The 15,972-nt window shown below is 61.1% G+C and carries 13 protein-coding genes; 1 reads left to right on the top strand and 12 read right to left on the bottom strand.

Annotated elements, in window-relative coordinates:
• Positions 1–25: 25 nt before the first annotated feature.
• Positions 26–934 (bottom strand): 30S ribosomal protein S2, encoded by a 909-nt coding sequence (gene rpsB / locus FWJ47_RS11755; RefSeq protein WP_147108556.1) that lies wholly within the window; start codon positions 932–934, stop codon positions 26–28.
• A gap of 376 nt (positions 935–1,310) precedes the next feature.
• Between rpsB and FWJ47_RS11760 the strand changes: the two genes are divergently transcribed.
• Positions 1,311–1,844 carry a M23 family metallopeptidase gene (locus FWJ47_RS11760; protein ID WP_170228575.1) on the top strand — a complete coding sequence of 178 codons (534 nt, stop codon included), beginning with the start codon at positions 1,311–1,313 and terminating at the stop codon, positions 1,842–1,844.
• A 1,157-nt stretch (positions 1,845–3,001) separates the two neighbouring features.
• On the opposite strand, the gene FWJ47_RS11765 is transcribed toward FWJ47_RS11760, so the two are convergent.
• The 11 genes from FWJ47_RS11765 to FWJ47_RS11815 all read right to left on the bottom strand — a co-directional run bounded on the left by FWJ47_RS11765 (position 3,002) and on the right by FWJ47_RS11815 (position 15,913).
• Positions 3,002–3,388 (bottom strand): hypothetical protein, encoded by a 387-nt coding sequence (locus FWJ47_RS11765; RefSeq protein ID WP_147108562.1) that lies wholly within the window; start codon positions 3,386–3,388, stop codon positions 3,002–3,004.
• 26 nt (positions 3,389–3,414) lie between these two features.
• On the bottom strand, positions 3,415–4,284 hold the full coding sequence (locus FWJ47_RS11770; RefSeq protein WP_147108565.1) for a hypothetical protein: 870 nt from the start codon (positions 4,282–4,284) through the stop codon (positions 3,415–3,417).
• On the bottom strand, positions 4,285–5,379 hold the full coding sequence (locus FWJ47_RS11775) for a M20/M25/M40 family metallo-hydrolase (RefSeq protein WP_246126293.1): 1,095 nt from the start codon (positions 5,377–5,379) through the stop codon (positions 4,285–4,287).
• Positions 5,380–5,873: 494 nt separating this feature from the next.
• Positions 5,874–7,442, bottom strand: coding sequence for an ABC transporter substrate-binding protein (locus tag FWJ47_RS11780; protein WP_170228576.1), 1,569 nt, complete (start codon positions 7,440–7,442; stop codon positions 5,874–5,876).
• Positions 7,443–7,480: 38 nt separating this feature from the next.
• Positions 7,481–9,004, bottom strand: coding sequence for an amidohydrolase family protein (locus FWJ47_RS11785; protein ID WP_147108574.1), 1,524 nt, complete (start codon positions 9,002–9,004; stop codon positions 7,481–7,483).
• A gap of 64 nt (positions 9,005–9,068) precedes the next feature.
• A complete protein-coding gene (locus FWJ47_RS11790) occupies positions 9,069–10,562 on the bottom strand; it encodes an amidase (RefSeq protein ID WP_147108577.1) in 1,494 nt (497 codons plus the stop codon).
• Positions 10,562–11,677, bottom strand: a complete 1,116-nt coding sequence (menC, locus tag FWJ47_RS11795; RefSeq protein WP_147108580.1) for an o-succinylbenzoate synthase — start codon at positions 11,675–11,677, stop codon at positions 10,562–10,564. Before menC ends, FWJ47_RS11790 begins: the two co-directional genes overlap by 1 nt.
• Positions 11,678–11,770: 93 nt before the next feature.
• On the bottom strand, positions 11,771–12,649 hold the full coding sequence (locus FWJ47_RS11800) for an ATP-binding cassette domain-containing protein (protein WP_147108583.1): 879 nt from the start codon (positions 12,647–12,649) through the stop codon (positions 11,771–11,773).
• Positions 12,646–13,866, bottom strand: coding sequence for an ABC transporter ATP-binding protein (locus tag FWJ47_RS11805; protein WP_147108586.1), 1,221 nt, complete (start codon positions 13,864–13,866; stop codon positions 12,646–12,648). The genes FWJ47_RS11800 and FWJ47_RS11805 overlap by 4 nt, the downstream gene beginning before the upstream one ends.
• A complete protein-coding gene (locus tag FWJ47_RS11810) occupies positions 13,863–14,957 on the bottom strand; it encodes an ABC transporter permease (RefSeq protein ID WP_147108589.1) in 1,095 nt (364 codons plus the stop codon). Before FWJ47_RS11810 ends, FWJ47_RS11805 begins: the two co-directional genes overlap by 4 nt.
• Positions 14,957–15,913 carry an ABC transporter permease gene (locus tag FWJ47_RS11815; protein WP_147108593.1) on the bottom strand — a complete coding sequence of 319 codons (957 nt, stop codon included), beginning with the start codon at positions 15,911–15,913 and terminating at the stop codon, positions 14,957–14,959. Before FWJ47_RS11815 ends, FWJ47_RS11810 begins: the two co-directional genes overlap by 1 nt.
• Positions 15,914–15,972 lie beyond the last annotated feature (59 nt).

Raw genomic sequence — 15,972 nt, forward strand, 5'->3', positions numbered from 1 at the left:
CGTTCCTCCCAGGGGGTTTAAAGGATCAGGCTTCGGTCTTCTCGGCGGCCTCGCCGGCGTCAGCGTTGGCGGGAACCTCAGCCTCACCGGTCTCTGCCTCTGCGGCGGCGTCGCCCTCGGTGGAGGGGGAAGCCTGCTCGGGCTGCTCAGCGCCCTGCTCGGCGGCGTGCTGCTCGAGCAGCTCGCGCTCCCACTCAGCCATCGGCTCAGCAGGAGTCTGGCCGGAGCCGCCGCCGCGCTTCTCGTCGCGGGCGATGAGGCCATCGGCCACAGCATCTGCGACCACGCGGGTCAGCAGGTCCACGGAGCGGATGGCGTCGTCGTTGCCGGGGATGGGGTACTGGACCTCGTCGGGGTCGCAGTTGGTGTCCAGGATGCCGACCACCGGAATGCCCAGCTTGTGAGCCTCGTCCACGGCCAGGTGCTCCTTGTTGGTGTCCACAACCCAGATCGCGGAGGGCGTCTTGTTCAGGTTGCGGATGCCGCCCAGGTTGGAGCGCAGCTTCTCCAGCTCGCGGGAGAGCAGCAGCAGCTCCTTCTTGGTGTACTGGGAGCCGGCGACGTCGTCGAAGTCGATCTCCTCGAGCTCCTTCATCCGCTGCACACGCTTGGAGACGGTGGCGAAGTTGGTGAGCATGCCGCCGAGCCAGCGGTGGTTCACGTAGGGCTGCCCCACTCGGGTGGCCTGCTCGGCGATGGCCTCCTGGGCCTGCTTCTTGGTGCCGACGAAGAGGATGGTGCCGCCGTGGGCGACAGTCTGCTTGACGAACTCGTAGGCGCGGTCGATGTAGGACAGCGACTGCTGCAGGTCAACGATGTAGATGCCGTTGCGCTCGGTGAAGATGTAGCGCTTCATCTTCGGGTTCCAGCGTCGGGTCTGGTGGCCGAAGTGAACGCCGGAGTCCAGCAGCTGGCGCATAGTGACGACAGACATGAAAAGTCCTTTCGGTGCCGGGCTTGGGACATGGGCGCACCCATGCAGCTCCGGCTAGTTTTCTCGGTTGCGGTGTGTCCGGCTTTCCCGGATTCCTAGCTGCGATGCAAGCCTGGGCTCCCGACCCCAGCACACACCACGCCCAGTCGCCTGAGCATCATGAATGGACCGAAGGGATCGACCCGCGCAGCACGCGGGGAATCACAGCGCGTAGTCAGCTGGGCACGCGGAAAGACCGCACGCATCAGCTGCTGGGGCTCAGTCTAGCCGCACGCGCCCTTTTTCCCAACCCGCTCCGCGCCTCCCTGAGCCGATGCCCCGCCTCGGCCTTGCACAGGGGTTCTGGGGCAGCGGCGTCTCGTCTCAGAGTTGGTGCATGGCTGAGATGTTCCTGGCGAGGCGCTCGCTCCTGACTCTGCTCCTCCTGACCCTGCTGAGCTTGCCGGCAACGACGCAGAGCTCACCCTCGCTCCATCCGAATGACTGGGAGCCTCCGCTGCGGAGTGCTGATATCGCCCGGGAGTTCGCGGCTCCCCCTGCCCCCTGGGCCCGGGGGCATAGGGGTTTGGACCTGGGCGCACCCGCGAAAGCGCAGATCCGCTCCCCCGCCGACGGGGTCGTCAGCTTCTCCGGCACAGTAGTCAACCGCCACGTGCTCTCCATCAACCACGGCAACGGCTACATCAGCTCCTTCGAACCCATCGAAACCGACCTCAACGACGGAGACCCCGTCAGCCAAGAACAACCCATCGGACACCTAAACACCTACGACGACGGCACCCACCACTGCGACTCCCCCTGCCTGCACTGGGGAGTCCGACACCACGGCCAATACATCAACCCGATGCTCCTCCTAGGCCCGGTCGAACCCTCCGTGCTGCTGCCGCTGCACGAAACAACAGAACCCTGACGCCAGCAACAACCTCGACCAACCACGCATCCGAGAACATGCCACCCATCACCTCCGGCACACCGAAGGCTCGATGAACGGCCAGGTATGAGCGATCCGGTCTGAAGCAGGGCAGGCGGCTTCCTGACGGTGGCGCACCGCACGCACAGGGATAGTCTTACGGGCGGGGCGTAGTGGACACGACAGTCCCGACTTCCGCGAGGTCTGCCGGAACGAGAACGTCGTGACGTTCTTCCCGACTGAGCCGACCATGCCTGGCCATGTGCTCTTGAGCCCGCGGCGGCGCGTCCGAACCATTTGGGCACTCGATCCCGACGAGGTCGCCGACTCTCGGGGGCCGCGCTCCTCCTGGCCGAGGCGATCAGTGAGGCGGTGCAGCAAGGGAGACTCAACGTCATCCAGGCCAATGGGCAGGGTCGCCAGATCGAACCGAAGCGTGCCGCTCTGCACCCTCCACTCGGTTGACGCCGACGAACCGCAGGGGGCCGCCTCTCTTGAGCTTCCGACCTTGACGAAGATCACGCGCGCCTACTTCTCCGAGGGCCTCGGTTGAGGCTTCGTGGTCGATCACACCCTTTTGCATCGCGCTACTGCTAGCCGGTGCTGGGGTCCTGAGCGTCGTTGTGAGTTAGGTAATATGGGAGCGTTCGCAGCCTGAAAGCTGGGGGCGGACCCACTTCGAAACTGGGGCGTCCTAGAGGTTGTGGTGGCGCTGCTGCTTCTCGGCGTCGTTCGCCTACTGAGTGACTGGTCGAGGACCAAGAATGTAAGTAACGACGACAAAGAGGACGGGAGGTCCATCATGAGAGCAAACATGTTGAAGAAGTTCTACTACAAGGTGACCGCTTGGCGGTTTCAGTGGTCAGGACGCAAGTTCTGGCAGTACGCAATGGAATCCGTGTGGGCTTACGGCGCTGGTGTATTGGCAGCACGCCCCCTTCCTTGAGGTTGCGAACCCGCGAAGGCCCCGACTTTGGTCGGGGCCTTCGGCGCGTGAATACCCTGGTCAATTCCGATTCAACCCATGTCTCCGCGTGTCTAGAGCGTGCTTGAAAATGCTCTCTGCCTCGACGATCATGCGCGGCGGCGTCGCCGGGTCAAAGACTCTGAGGATCGAGTGCCGGAAGGACGACGGGAGCGGTGTGATGGCGTTGGGCTTACTCCTCATCAATAATTGCACTCGTTCTCCTGCACCTATAACTCGGCCACGAGGAAGAAGCGGGAAGGAAACATGAGCCGGTCTCGTTGGCGTGGCGCTGTTTCGCCTTGAGTAGGTCGTCCAGCCGGAGACGTCCGTCTAGCACGAGATAAAGGTCGGTCCCAACCAGGGTGATAAAGGGCGTCGACTCTTTGTAGCTATCGAGGGCAGGTCGGGAGAGACCATTACCGGCGACGAAAATTCCCAGCGCATTCTTGCCGTTTCGCTGAACCTTGGCTGCGAAGGCGTCGGCTGCTTCTCGGCTGACGGTGGCATTCAGCCACCTAGCCTCGAGAAGATAGTCGTCGGTCCCAAAACTAAGGAACCCGTCGATCTGCTTAGTCACCGTACTATCGGCAGTCCGTGGCTCCATTAGCGTTGGAGCACGTATGTCCCGTCGCGCAGAATTCCGCGGATTTGCCATCCCGCTTCCATGAGGGGGTACATAGTCTCGCGCAGCGCCTGCCGCCACTGCACGGAAACCGTCGAGCACTGCGCGCGCATACCCTCAATGTCACGTGGTACGCGTAGTCCGACCATGCCTTCAGCAACGGTACGGAGATCTTCAGATGTGCGCACTGGGGCTCCGTCTTCCCCAATATCGAGATGACGCACGATGCGCGATGCACTTTCTAACGCGTCTCCCAGCGGCCGGACAGGCCGACCCAGGTGCCAGCGGATCAGAGCCCGGTCGCTGCCGTGACCGGAGTTGGTAGCGTCGCGCATCGTCCCATAGAAGTTAGGTAGATACTCCTCCAGTTGTGCGCCGAGTCTGTTGAGATTGAAGCCAGCGTTGCGCAAGATCAGCGGGTCGAAGGTCCACTCCAACGTAGTGACGCCGCGTTGGAGGCACCACGCTCGCTGGTGCAGCTTCATGGCCGTTCCCACTCCTTTGCCCTTAGCCGAAGCCGAGACACCAGCGATGTGGGAATGCATCCTTCCGGCCGCCGGGGCCCCGAAGAACCCTGCAGTGACGCCTACCATCTGCTGGTCTAGGTACGCGCCAGCGACGTAGTTGCCCGCGTGCCCAAGGGCGATCAGGAGACCTGGCTCCACCGGAGCAGCTCCCCCACTGTCATCGTTCCAGATGCAATCAAGCAGCTCGGCGGCGGTTGCGCATTGCTGCGGGGTCCTCAATTCAGTCATGACCACCCCGGCTTGCCGGGCTGTTTGGTCTGCGAGAGTGTGGGCTGCGAAAATCACATGCTGCGGCACGACGTCAACAACCGAGTCCTTCGACATCTACTCAGACCCTCCCAGCACAGAACGGATCATGCCGGCCAGCAGCGCGGTGCGCGGCGGGATCTGAGCTATGATCACATGCTCGTGCTCAGCGTGAGCACCGTCGCCAGCCGCACCCATCCCATCCAACGTGGGTATCCCGGCGCCGGCTGTGAAGTTCCCGTCGGACCCCCCGCCGACTTCGGCGGATTCGGGGCGGTCCACGCCCAGCTCATCGGCCACCGAGACTGCCCGCTCGAAAAGGTCTTGCGCTGCGCTGCACGGCATTGGCGGACGGTTGATACCACCATGCACGGTGACTGCGGCCCCGGGGACGTCTGAGTTTAGGCTGTGCAGAGCCTGGTCGACTCGTTCCTGTTCAGCGATGGTGACAGCACGAACATCCACGGCAACCTTTCCTCGGTCAGGCACGGTGTTCTGCGTGGAGCCCCCCGAGAAGACCGTTGGAGTCACGGTCGTCCCGAGGGTGGGTTTCGCCAATGCTGCGATCTGAGGAAGCAGCATGCCAAGAGCGACACCTGCGTTGACACCTTTTTCCGGCTCCAGCCCAGCGTGAGCCGCCTTGCCCTTTACTTCGACCTGGTAAATGCTGGTGCCCTTCCTTGCCACCTTCAGAGCACCCTCTGCCGCAGCCTCAAGAACCAATACGGCCTCCGCTTCAGCGGTTTCTTCCAGGATAAGCTGGGAGGAAGTGGTCGAGCCGACCTCTTCATCTCCGGTGATCAAGATGCTCAAGCCTTCCAGATTTTGCCCAGTCTCGGCCAGAATACTAGTAGCATGGATAGACATGACTAGCCCCGTGAGCATGTCAAAGACGCCGGGACCACGTAGTAACCCGTTTTGGGCTGAGAACGGGATACGGTCCAGCGTCCCGCGGGGCCACACCGTATCCTGGTGGGTGAGTAGCACTACTTTCGGTGCCAACGCACCGAAGCGCACCCGAACGTGCGTTACACCGTCGATGACGATAGTTTCGGGCTCGGCTCCAATCCGCTCATTCAGCAGGTCAACGATATCGCGGGCGCCCTGCGCCACAGCGGTGTGATCCGACGACGGCGTCTCAGTCTCCACTAGCCGCCTGGTATCAGCGATCATAATGTACAGGCGTTGTGACGCGGCCTCAGTGAGCTCTACCGCGTGATCAGTGAAATCGGCAGATGGAACGCTATACATACGAGTGTCAACCGACCTTTCGCTTGTAACAGAGTCTGTGTTGCTCGAGGAGCGCCCCGGCGGGCCGCTCCTCGAGCAACATCAGCCCTCACTTTCGGAGAATGTGTCCTACCGTCCGGTGAAGGCCCTGCGGTCCGCCGCTAGGCGACTGCGACATCCGGGCCGACCACTGCTTTTCCAGGTCCCCACCCGGGCGCCAACCAACTCGCTGCGTACCCGCAAGGAACCAGCCTTCGTTGCGTCTCGGGCTCTTCGTTGGCGGCCCACGCCGGCAGCACCCGGCTCCGAGGTCCAACGAAGTGGTCGCCACGCGGCGCAGATCGTCAACTCCGGACCCGGGATCGTGGCACGAGCGAGGGGTAGCATCAGCGCGACTTGGTCGGCGCTGGGCATTCGTCGCTCCTTGTTCGACACGGTTACTGGCCGGATTCGCGGGTGTTGTAGAAGATGTCTCCGGGGAGGGGTTCATACTCATACCCCTCCAAGTCAGCACGCATGCCGGTCACCGTGAACTTGTCACCAAACTTGACTATCGGGAGGTAGTCATAGAAGGCTCGCTGCAGCTCTTCGGCACCCTCTAACGCCTCCTCTTCGTCATGTGCGGTACTGATATGGTCGAGAGCGGCATCGATTTCATCGCTGTCGGTCCAACCGGGCCAGTTCTCGTAGAGAAAAACGAAACCGACCGGAACCGTTGTCGGCGCGAAGCCTGTGATGAAGATGTCGTAGGCTTCCGGATCGTCGCGATCCTGCAACACGGTGGCCCAGTCGGTAACGATCAGTTCCACGTCAAGGCCAGCGTCCTCGAGTTGCTGTTGCATGGGCACGGCAGCGTTGTAGTGATCCATGTACTCACGGGTGGTGAGGATCCGTACGGTCTCTCCATCGTACCCAGCCTCTTCAAGTAGATCTTCAACAACCGAAGGGTCATCGTTCTCAAACAGTTCCTGCCCCACATCGGAGTGCCAATCGGAGTCCTCGGGCATCAGAGCTGCGTTGGTGTTGTAGAACTCCTCAGAAACGAAGGCCGACTGCTGAAGCGCCTCGGCATCTATCGCGGCCAGCACGGCCTGCCGCATGGTCTCATCTGCCATCAGGCCTTCTTGCTTGTTGAAGACTGCCCCGTTGAAGCCCTGCTCTCCCGCGACTAGGTCAACGCTGTCATCGTCCTCGAGCATCTCCACGTTATCCAATGGCAGAGCGTTGGCGGCGTCGTACTCACCTGACTGCAGGCCGGAGAGCCGCGTGGATGAGTCGGTCACAATGTGGAAGTAGATGGTGTCGAAATAAGGATCCTTTTCCCCGGCGGTGCCGCTGGCTTCGCCCTCAGGGGACTCGTAGTCTTCGAAGCGGTCTAACTGTATGTATTGGTCAGTGGACCACTCACTCATCTCATAGGGACCGGTGCCGACGTATTCTTCGACACCCTCTTCGGGCGCGTCCTGGATGATCTCTGCCGGCATGATCATCGGCAGCTGCGCCTGGTCGGCCAGCAGCTCCACTGCAATGTACATCGGTTCAGGAAGAGTTACAGTGACCTCTCCATCCTCGTCAGCAGTGACGTCAGCTTCGGAAAAGAAACTCTGACCCACACTGGAACGTTCCATCCAGGACTGCAGGGAGGCGACGACGTCTTCGGCCTCCATCTCAGTGCCATCGTGGAACATTACTCCCTGGCGTAGAGTGAACGTGATGTCCAGTCCATCGTCTGAGACTTCGTAGTCTTCCGCGAGTACGGTCTGGACCTCACCATCGGCATCGAGGGTAACTAGCGGTTCGAAGAAGTTCCGTGAGATGTCACGAGTTGCAGTAGCCGTGCTGACCGTGGGATCCAGGGTGGGTGGCTGAGCGTTCCAAGCAATGTCGAACTCCCCCCCGACTTCGACGTCGGCTCCGTCGCCCTCCTCGGGGGCTCCGTCCCCGCCGCAGGCGCTCAGCGCCAGTGTGAAAACTGTACCAGTGGCAAATAATTGACTTTTCTTCATGGTGATTCCTTTCCTTATTCGAGGCATACGAATGAGTTCTAGGTTGACGTGCTGACAAAAACGGGCTGACCAGGTCGTTGCTCAGGTAGCAGTTCCCCACCGCTGACCACCGCGGTACCACCCACCAGCACGTGCTCGATCCCTTTGCTGGGGGTCACGGGGGCGAAGCTGGTATTGGGTTCCAAGCGCTGAAGATCAAAAATCACAACGTCGGCGTCAGCACCGACTCCCAAATGGCCCTTACGCTCCATGGCCGGGACCGATGAGCGCAGAATCCGTGCTGGCAAGGCAGAGGAACGGTCGATGACCTCGCTGAGACCCAGGGTTCCGGTGTCGCGGTGCAACCAGGAGAGAGCACGCACATAGCAAGAGGTGGTGCGTGGATGGACGGTGATGCCTTCGCTGGGTAACGGCCACTGGCTCAGGTCCAAGCCGGAGCGGTCGGCGGCCTGGTCTAGGGGTTGGACCACCATCGCGTCAGAAGCGAAGGCAGCTCCCTGTAGTGAAACCGCCTGCTTCAGCTGTTCCAGCTGAGCGGGCTCGCGCTCATCGTAGTAACGGATGAGACAGAGCCCGCCCGGATCCTCCGCGCGTAGCCGGCGGAGACGTTCAAAGCTGGCCACCTCTTCCCCGGTCTTCAAATAGGTGATGGTGCTGGCGGGAGTGTTGGTGGCCTGCAGGCTTTCCGGGGAGAGGAACTCGGCTCCGATCACAGTGGAGGCCAGCCCGAAAGGGTAGGACTCAGTCGTGAAAGGCAGGCCTTCGGCCTGCGCTTCAGAAATCAACTGGGCGGACTCTTCAACCATAGAAGCGTTGGAGCTGGCGAAGTGGCACAAATGTACTTGGGCTCCCGTGGTGCGGCTGAGCTCCAGGAGTTCGGAGACCCCCTCCACCGGAGTGTGGTCGGGAACTCTTGCGCCCCAGCGCATATGGACGAACAACGGGACCTGGCGCTTCATCGCGAGCTTACCCAGAGCGTGCAGTTCCTCCGATGATGTGCGGGGAGCGTAGCCCAGCAGCACCCCGATGCCGATGGCACCAGCGTCTAGCTGCTCTTCAACCAAACCAAGAATCTGCTGCAGTTCTTCGGCCGTGGCGGGCTCCCTCCAGTGGGCACCCCCTTGGATGGCAGAGAAGGCATCGAGAGGGAGTGCTGAGAGTCCAGCTACGGCATTTTCGTCGAACTGTTCCTTAATGATTGCGCGGCTGTAGAGCCACCCAGCTGAGTAGCCGTAGTGCAGCGGGCGGCCCTCACTATTGGACCAGTCGTAGGACTTCGATACCGGCGCGGCCCCGCCTTCAAGTTCCAGCGAAGTGGTCACTCCATCTAAGGCCTGCAGACGATGACCGGCCAGGTCTTGGGCATGGCTATGCAGGTCGATGAACCCAGGAGCTACGATCTTGCCCCGGACATCGATCACCGACTGAGCTTCGGGTGTCCCCTCACCTACGTAGGCGATCTTGTCGCCGACGATGCCGATGTTCACCTCCACGTCAATGGCATTCTCCGGGTCGATCACCCGTCCGCCAGTGATCAGCACATCACACAGGGGAAAGTCCATAGTGTATTAATCCTTCTTGTTTGTCGGTAGCTCGTGAACTGCTCTGAGGGGGCGCTGCCAAACCTCAGAGGATTTCGGGAAAGCGTTCCTGGGGCACGGAAAAGTCAGTCTGCGGCGCCTCTACGCTGGATCCGCAGATCGCCTCGATCCGCTTGGCATACTCCAGAAGAGCCGCCTCGCTGCGGTAGCGCCCCACGATCTGCAGTCCCACCGGATGGCCTTCGGCGGTGAAACCTACAGGCACCGAGATCGCAGGGTGGCTGGTGAGGCTTATTGCGCTGGGCAGGGCCATCCATTCCAGGTAGTCAGCCATCGCTGATGAACCGATCTGTCGGGGATAGCGCTGCCCGACCTCAAAGGGTGGTACCTGGCATGTCGGCGTAAGCAGGACATCGTAGTCGGTGAGGAACTGCGCCATGCGTTGGAAATTGATGCCTTGAACCCGATGAGCCTTCGATGCCTGCACCCCCGTGACCCTGCGTCCCACTTCTACGTTCCACCGGGCGTCCTCCTTCAGCTTCTCGGGATGCATTAGCGCCAACGGGCCAAGGGTGGCTAGCACCTGCAGTCCCCGCAGGGCGCAGAAGGCCTCGTGGGCCCCTGAGAGGTCAGGGTGCGCCGACTCGACCCTCATCTCTGTCTCGGTCTCAGCCAGCTGAGAGATGACTGGTTCCAAGACCTCCAGTACGCTTGTTTCCACTGGAAAGCTCCCGCTGAAGTCCGGTGTCCAGGCCACTCGTAACCTCTGTTTTCCAATACGGTCGCCGGGGGGGGATCCAGCCACGTCGAGGTAGCGCGTCGGATCCTCATCAACGCTGAACGGATCGCGGAGGTCGTTGCCAATCATGGTGCTCATAAGCAGCGCAGTGTCGCGCACGGTCCGGGCCATCGGCCCTTTGACTGAGAGCGTGCTGTATGGAAAATCCGCCGGAACATTTGGCACTTTCCCCAGAGAAGGCCGTAGTCCGACCACGTTGCAGAAAGATGCGGGATTGCGCAGCGAGCCGCCTGTGTCGCTGCCATCAGCAATGGGTAGCATGCGTGTAGCCACGGCAGCCGCCGCACCGCCGGAGCTTCCTCCCGCGGTGCGTGCCAGATCGTAAGGATTGCGGGTTGCCCCGTAGACCGAGTTGAAGGTGTGCGAACCCAAGCCGAACTCGGGAGTGTTGGTCTTACCGATCATTACTGCCCCGGCTGCTCGCATACGACTGACGAAGAGTGCGTCGGCCCCGGCAACTCGGTCGGCAAAGATCGGGGAGCCCTGGGTGTAGCGGAACCCTGCAGTCGGTGCGAGGTCTTTTACCGCCACCGGCAGACCTGCAAGAGGAAGGTTGCTGCGCGCCTGATCAGGCTGGGCGTCGATTGCGCGAGCCTGCTCCAGCGCAGTATGGGCCTGGAGGTCCTGGACAGCGTTGACAGCAGGGTTAACCTCAGCGATGCGGTCCAGGTGCGCCTGGGTCACCTCCACGGCGCCGAGTGTCCCGGAGCGAACGTCGGCAGCTAACTCACACGCACTGCGGTGGGTCAAGGCTGCAGTAGTCTCGGGGGTTGCAGACATCAGGATACCCCGAGGTCGATGGAGAAGGACGAGGTAGTCAGCTGCTCCAAAAGCTCGCGTCGCACCCGGTAGCCGAGTCCCGCTACGGTGGGCACCTTGATCTGTCCGTTGTCCATCACCACTTCGGGTTCGATGATGTCTTCGGACCAGTAGCGGGAGGACGGTGCAGTGTCACCAGGCAGGTTGAATCCCTCCAGGGCGGCGATGGCGACGTTGTGGGCCCGCCCGATTCCGGTCTCCAGCATGCCGCCGCACCACAGGCCGATGCCAGCGTCATGACAGATTCTTTCGATCTTTTGGGATTCGGCAATTCCGCCGACTCGTCCAATCTTTACGTTAATGATCCGGCAGGAACCCAACTCGATGGCTTGGCGAGCGTCCTCGGCTGAATGGATGGATTCATCTAGGCAGATCGGTGTACGGATGCTGCTCTGCAGGTGTCGGTGGTCCACGATGTCGTCGTGGGCCAGCGGCTGTTCAATCATCAGCAGGTTCAGCTCGTCAAGGGCGGCGAACAGCTCGACATCGTCAAGACTGTAGGCGGAGTTGGCATCAGCCATAATCGGGGTGTCAGGAAATTCGGCGCGCACCGCGCGCAAAAACTTGTCGTCGCGGCCCGGCGCGATTTTTATCTTCACGCGCTTGTAGCCAGCATCGGCGGCAGCGCCAACAGCTTCAATGAGCTCTGCTTCTGTCTCTTTGATCCCTATGCTGAGCCCGACGTCAACTGCGGATTTGTTGCCACCGAAGGACTCGGCCAGGGATAAGCTCTGCTTGGTAGCCCAGAGGTTCCAGACCGCCCCCTCAAGAGCCGCTTTAGCCATGTTGTTGCGTTTAAAGGGGCTGAGAAGCTCAGAGACCTGGAAGGGGTGGGATATGTCTTGGCCTCGCAGCGTGGGAATGATGAACTCTTCAAGAGCCACCGCAGCGGTGCTGGTCGCTTCTTCCGAGTAAAGCGGCAGCGCAATCGCCACACATTCGCCGTAACCGATGTCCCCGCCACTGTGGGCTTCGACGATTAACAGGTCCCGGTGAGTCTGGGTCGCAAAGCTGGTGGTGAAGGGCTCTAGCATTTCCATCTTCAGCCGGCGAACGGTAACGGATTCGAGCTTCATAGTGGTGTCCTTGATCTGGCGGTTTACCTATGTATGGCAGCGGGTTGGGCACGTGAGCTTTAGGTCTGGTGCAGGACCGCCCTGGAGACGCGACTAAGTCAACCCGGCGGAAGCTGAGTATCGGCGGCTCTTTTCCTGCCGCTGGCTGGGGTGCTGGACCGGCACTGAGGACAGCAGCTTCTGCGTGTAGGAGTGTTGCGGGTCGGTATAGAGCGCGGCCGCGTTGTTCTCTTCGACGAGTTCGCCGTTGAGCATTACCCCCACGCGGTCAGCCAGGTAGCGGACCACGCTCATGTCATGGGAGATGAACAGGTAAGTCAGGCCGCGTTCCCGCTGTAGCTTGCGCAATAAGTTGAGAACTTGGGCCTGGATGGAAACATCGAGGGCCGAGACCGGTTCGTCGCAGATCAGCACTTTAGGTTCGACCATCAGGGCACGTGCGATGCCGATTCGCTGGCGTTGTCCTCCGGAGAACTCATGTGGGAACCGCTCAGCATGCTCTTCGGTGAAGCCCACGGCATTCAGCGACTCTTTAACCCGTTCCCGGATCATCTTAGTGTTCTTCTCCCCAATGATCCGCAGTGCTTCTTCGAGGATGTGGCGCACGCGGCGTCGTGGGTTCAGCGAAGAGTGAGGATCCTGGAAGATTATCTGGATGTCTCGGCGTATCTGCATTGAATCTCTGGCGGTGGTGTCCATGACCTCCCCGGCGAGGGTGATCTCACCGGCGGTTGGGACAATCAGGCCCTGAAGTAGCCGGCCTGTGGTCGATTTACCCGATCCGGACTCTCCCACCAACCCATAGGTCTCACCCTTATAGAGATCCAGGTCTACCTTGTTAACCGCCCTTACACCTCCCTTTTTGAACCCCAACGGAGAGCGCGACACGAACTCTTTGACCAGGCCGCGGGCTGAGAGCAGAGGGGCGGGCCTCGGCGTGGACTCTGCTGCTGCCCAATTGGGTACCGTCATTGCTGGCGCTCCTCAGCGGAAAAGTCACTCTCGGGGCCCGTTGCCGTCTCAGCATCGCGGGAGTCGTTGGAGTATCCGATCGGATTAGAGGCGGACAGCTCGGCTTCGATGATCGCCGGAATCTCCTCGGCTCGAATGCAGCGAACCAGATGCCGGTCGCCCTCACCGGGGCCAGACTCGGTGGCATCGGCCACGCCGGACGGTGTTCCCTCGCTCTCGGGCCGATACTGGCGCAAGGCGGGATTGTCTTGCCGGCACGCATCCATCACGAAGGGGCACCGGTCTGCGAACCGGCAGCCCGCGGGAACATTGCGCAACGTCGGCACCGCTCCGGAGATGATTGGCAGGTCGTGGGAGTTATCGGTCTCCAAAGATGGCGTGGAAGCCAACAAGCCACGGGTATAGGGGTGGGCTGGGGCGTCGAAGAGGGTATGCACGTCGGTGTCTTCGATGACCTGACCCAGGTACATCACGATCACCCGGTCACAGATCTCGGCGATCACCCCTAGGTCGTGGGTGATGAACATAGTACCGGCGTCGAACTGGGCGCGTAGCTCCTCCATCAACTCCAGGATTTGGGCCTGGGTAGTCACATCCAACGCTGTTGTCGGTTCGTCGGCGATGAGCAGTTCAGGCTCGCAAGAGAGTGCCATGGCGATCACCACACGTTGCCGCTGCCCGCCGGAGAGCTGATGAGGGTACTGTGCCATCCGCAGGGCAGGCTCTGGAATCCCGGTTAGCTCCAGCATATGCACGGCCTTGTCGTGGGCCTGTTTCTTCGAAAGCGTGGTGTGGGTTCGGATCGCTTCGATCAGCTGGTTACCGATGCTGTAGACGGGGTTGAGCGACGACATCGGGTCTTGGAAGATCATTCCCAGCCGGCCACCGCGATAGTTGCGCATTCGGTCCTCGGGAAGCTGGAGCAGTTCGGTGTCGCCGTCGAAGACTACTGAGCCTTGGTAGTAAGTGGTGTCCTCATCGAGCAGACGCATCACCGATTCTGCGGTGACTGACTTGCCGCATCCGGACTCGCCGACGATACCGAGCACTTCGCCACGCGCCACGGTGAAGGAGACGCCGTCGACCGCGGTGACCTCGCCGTCTTCAGTAGCGAAGGTAGTCCGCAGATCGCGAACCTCTAACACGTTCGAGTTGGAATTTGGCTCCGACGCCTGTCCTCTGGGGCGTGAAGTTGTCGGGGGTGAGGAAATGCTCATCGTGTTCCTTCTTCCGAGTCATCATCGCTTCGGTCGTTAGGGCCCGCCCCAGAAGCGCTGGCGGACCGCACCTTTGCTTGCGTAAGGGCCCCAGCGGGCTGGTCCGCAGCCTGTCTGGCTGCTTTGCGAGCCCGGCCCTTGCTACCTCCACCTTTGCCGCGATAGGTGGGGTCCAGCAGATCCCGCAGCCCGTCCCCGAGTAGATTGATTGCGAGGATCGTAGCCATGATGAAGATTCCGGGGAAGGCCGTCATCCACCAGGCGTTGTAGATCACCGTCCTGCCGTCCAGCAGCATGTTGCCCCACGACGGGGCAGGAGGCGGCACACCGGCGCCCAGAAAGCTCAGCGCGGCCTCTGTGATGATCGAATCCGCGAATACGAAGGTGGCCTGCACGATCAGCGGCGAGACCACATTCGGTGCCATGTTGATCCAGATGATCCTGGTTCGGGAGGCTCCCTGGGCCTTCAACGCCTCCACGAAAGTCTGTTCTTTGACCACCAGGGCTGAAGAGCGGACGATCCGGGCCACATAAGGAGTGAAGACAATCGTCATAGCGATCACGACATTCGAGGTCTGCTGACCCAGGGCCGCCATGATGGCAATCGCCAGCAGGATCGCCGGAAACGCCATCAAACCGTCGCTGATGCGCATCAAGATCATGTCCGCGACCCGACTATAGGCGGCATACAGGCCCACCGCGCAGCCCAACACCGCGGTGCAGACCGCGGTGACGGCACCTACTAGCAGTGAGACTCGAGCACCCTCCACCACGCGGGCCAGAACATCGCGACCGTAGTTGTCGGTCCCGAACGGGTGCGCCCTGCTGGGAGCCTGAAGGCGGTTCGCTGGGTCCAACTCCAGCGGCGACGGTGTCAGTATTGGCCCAAAGATGGCCACCAACGTAACCAGAAGGAGGATGATGCCCCCCGTCAGTGCCAGCTTATGGGCGCCGAATCGGCTGAGGAACCTCGACCCGCGTGAACGGGTCTTGTCTATCCTATTCAGCGAGCCCACCGTCATACCCTTGGGCTTACCGCCACCCGGAGACGCAGCTTCGAAACCGGTCTGCGAAGTAGATGTCTGTGTCATTAGCTGTCTCCTCCAGCGAAGCGAACCCTTGGATCGAGCACACTGTAGAGAACATCGACCAAGAAGTTGATCAGCACGTAGGAGACCGCGATCATCAGCACTACTCCCTGGATCACTACCAGGTCACGCCGCTCCACGCTGTTGACGATCAGCTGACCGATCCCAGGAATATTGAACACTGTTTCCACCACAGCCGCCCCAGCGATCAACGTCCCCAAAGTCTGACCGATAGTGGTGATGATGGGCAGTGCGGCGTTGCGTAGCGCGTGCTTGTATAGCGTCACGCGCGCCTTCAGCCCCTTCGCTTTCGCCGTCTTCATGTAGTTCTTCGACAACGTGTCCAGCATCGCGGTACGTGTCATTCTGGCTATTAGGGCTGCTTGCATCGCTCCCAGAGCGATCGCCGGGAGAGCCAGATATCGCAAGGCCTCCCCTAACCCCTGGTCAGGCGGGACATACCCAGCAACTGGTAGCCAACCCAGGATCACCCCAAAGAGCAACATCAGGAACAGTCCCAGTAGGAACGACGGCACTGAGATCCCCATCAGCGCACCAACCATGACTGTCTGATCGGCCCCAGTGCCCTGCTTCTTGGCAGCCACAATGCCTGCCGGTACGCCAATCAAAATCGCCAGCACCTGAGCCAAGACCGCCAGGTTGATCGTGGGACCCAAGGCGGCCAGCAGCACTTCGGTGACGGGCAGGCCAATGAACAAGGAGGTCCCTAGGTCGCCAGTAAGCGCGGCCCCAACCCAGGAAAAGAACTGCACCAGCAGCGGGTCATTGAGACCCAGGGACTCGCGCAGCGCGTCGACCTGTTCCGGGGAGGCATCCGGCCCCAGCATCACCGCCGCAGCGTCACCGGGCATCAGGTGCATCAGCCCGAACGTCACCACGGCGACGACGCTCAATACGGGCACCAGTGCCAGAGCCCGCCGGACCACATAGCCAACCATGTATCCTCCACGTTAATTGTGCATTTCCTGTGTGTTGCATCACATGTTCGATTAGGTGC

Source organism: Nesterenkonia populi (genome assembly GCF_007994735.1).
Lineage (GTDB): Bacteria > Actinomycetota > Actinomycetes > Actinomycetales > Micrococcaceae > Nesterenkonia > Nesterenkonia populi.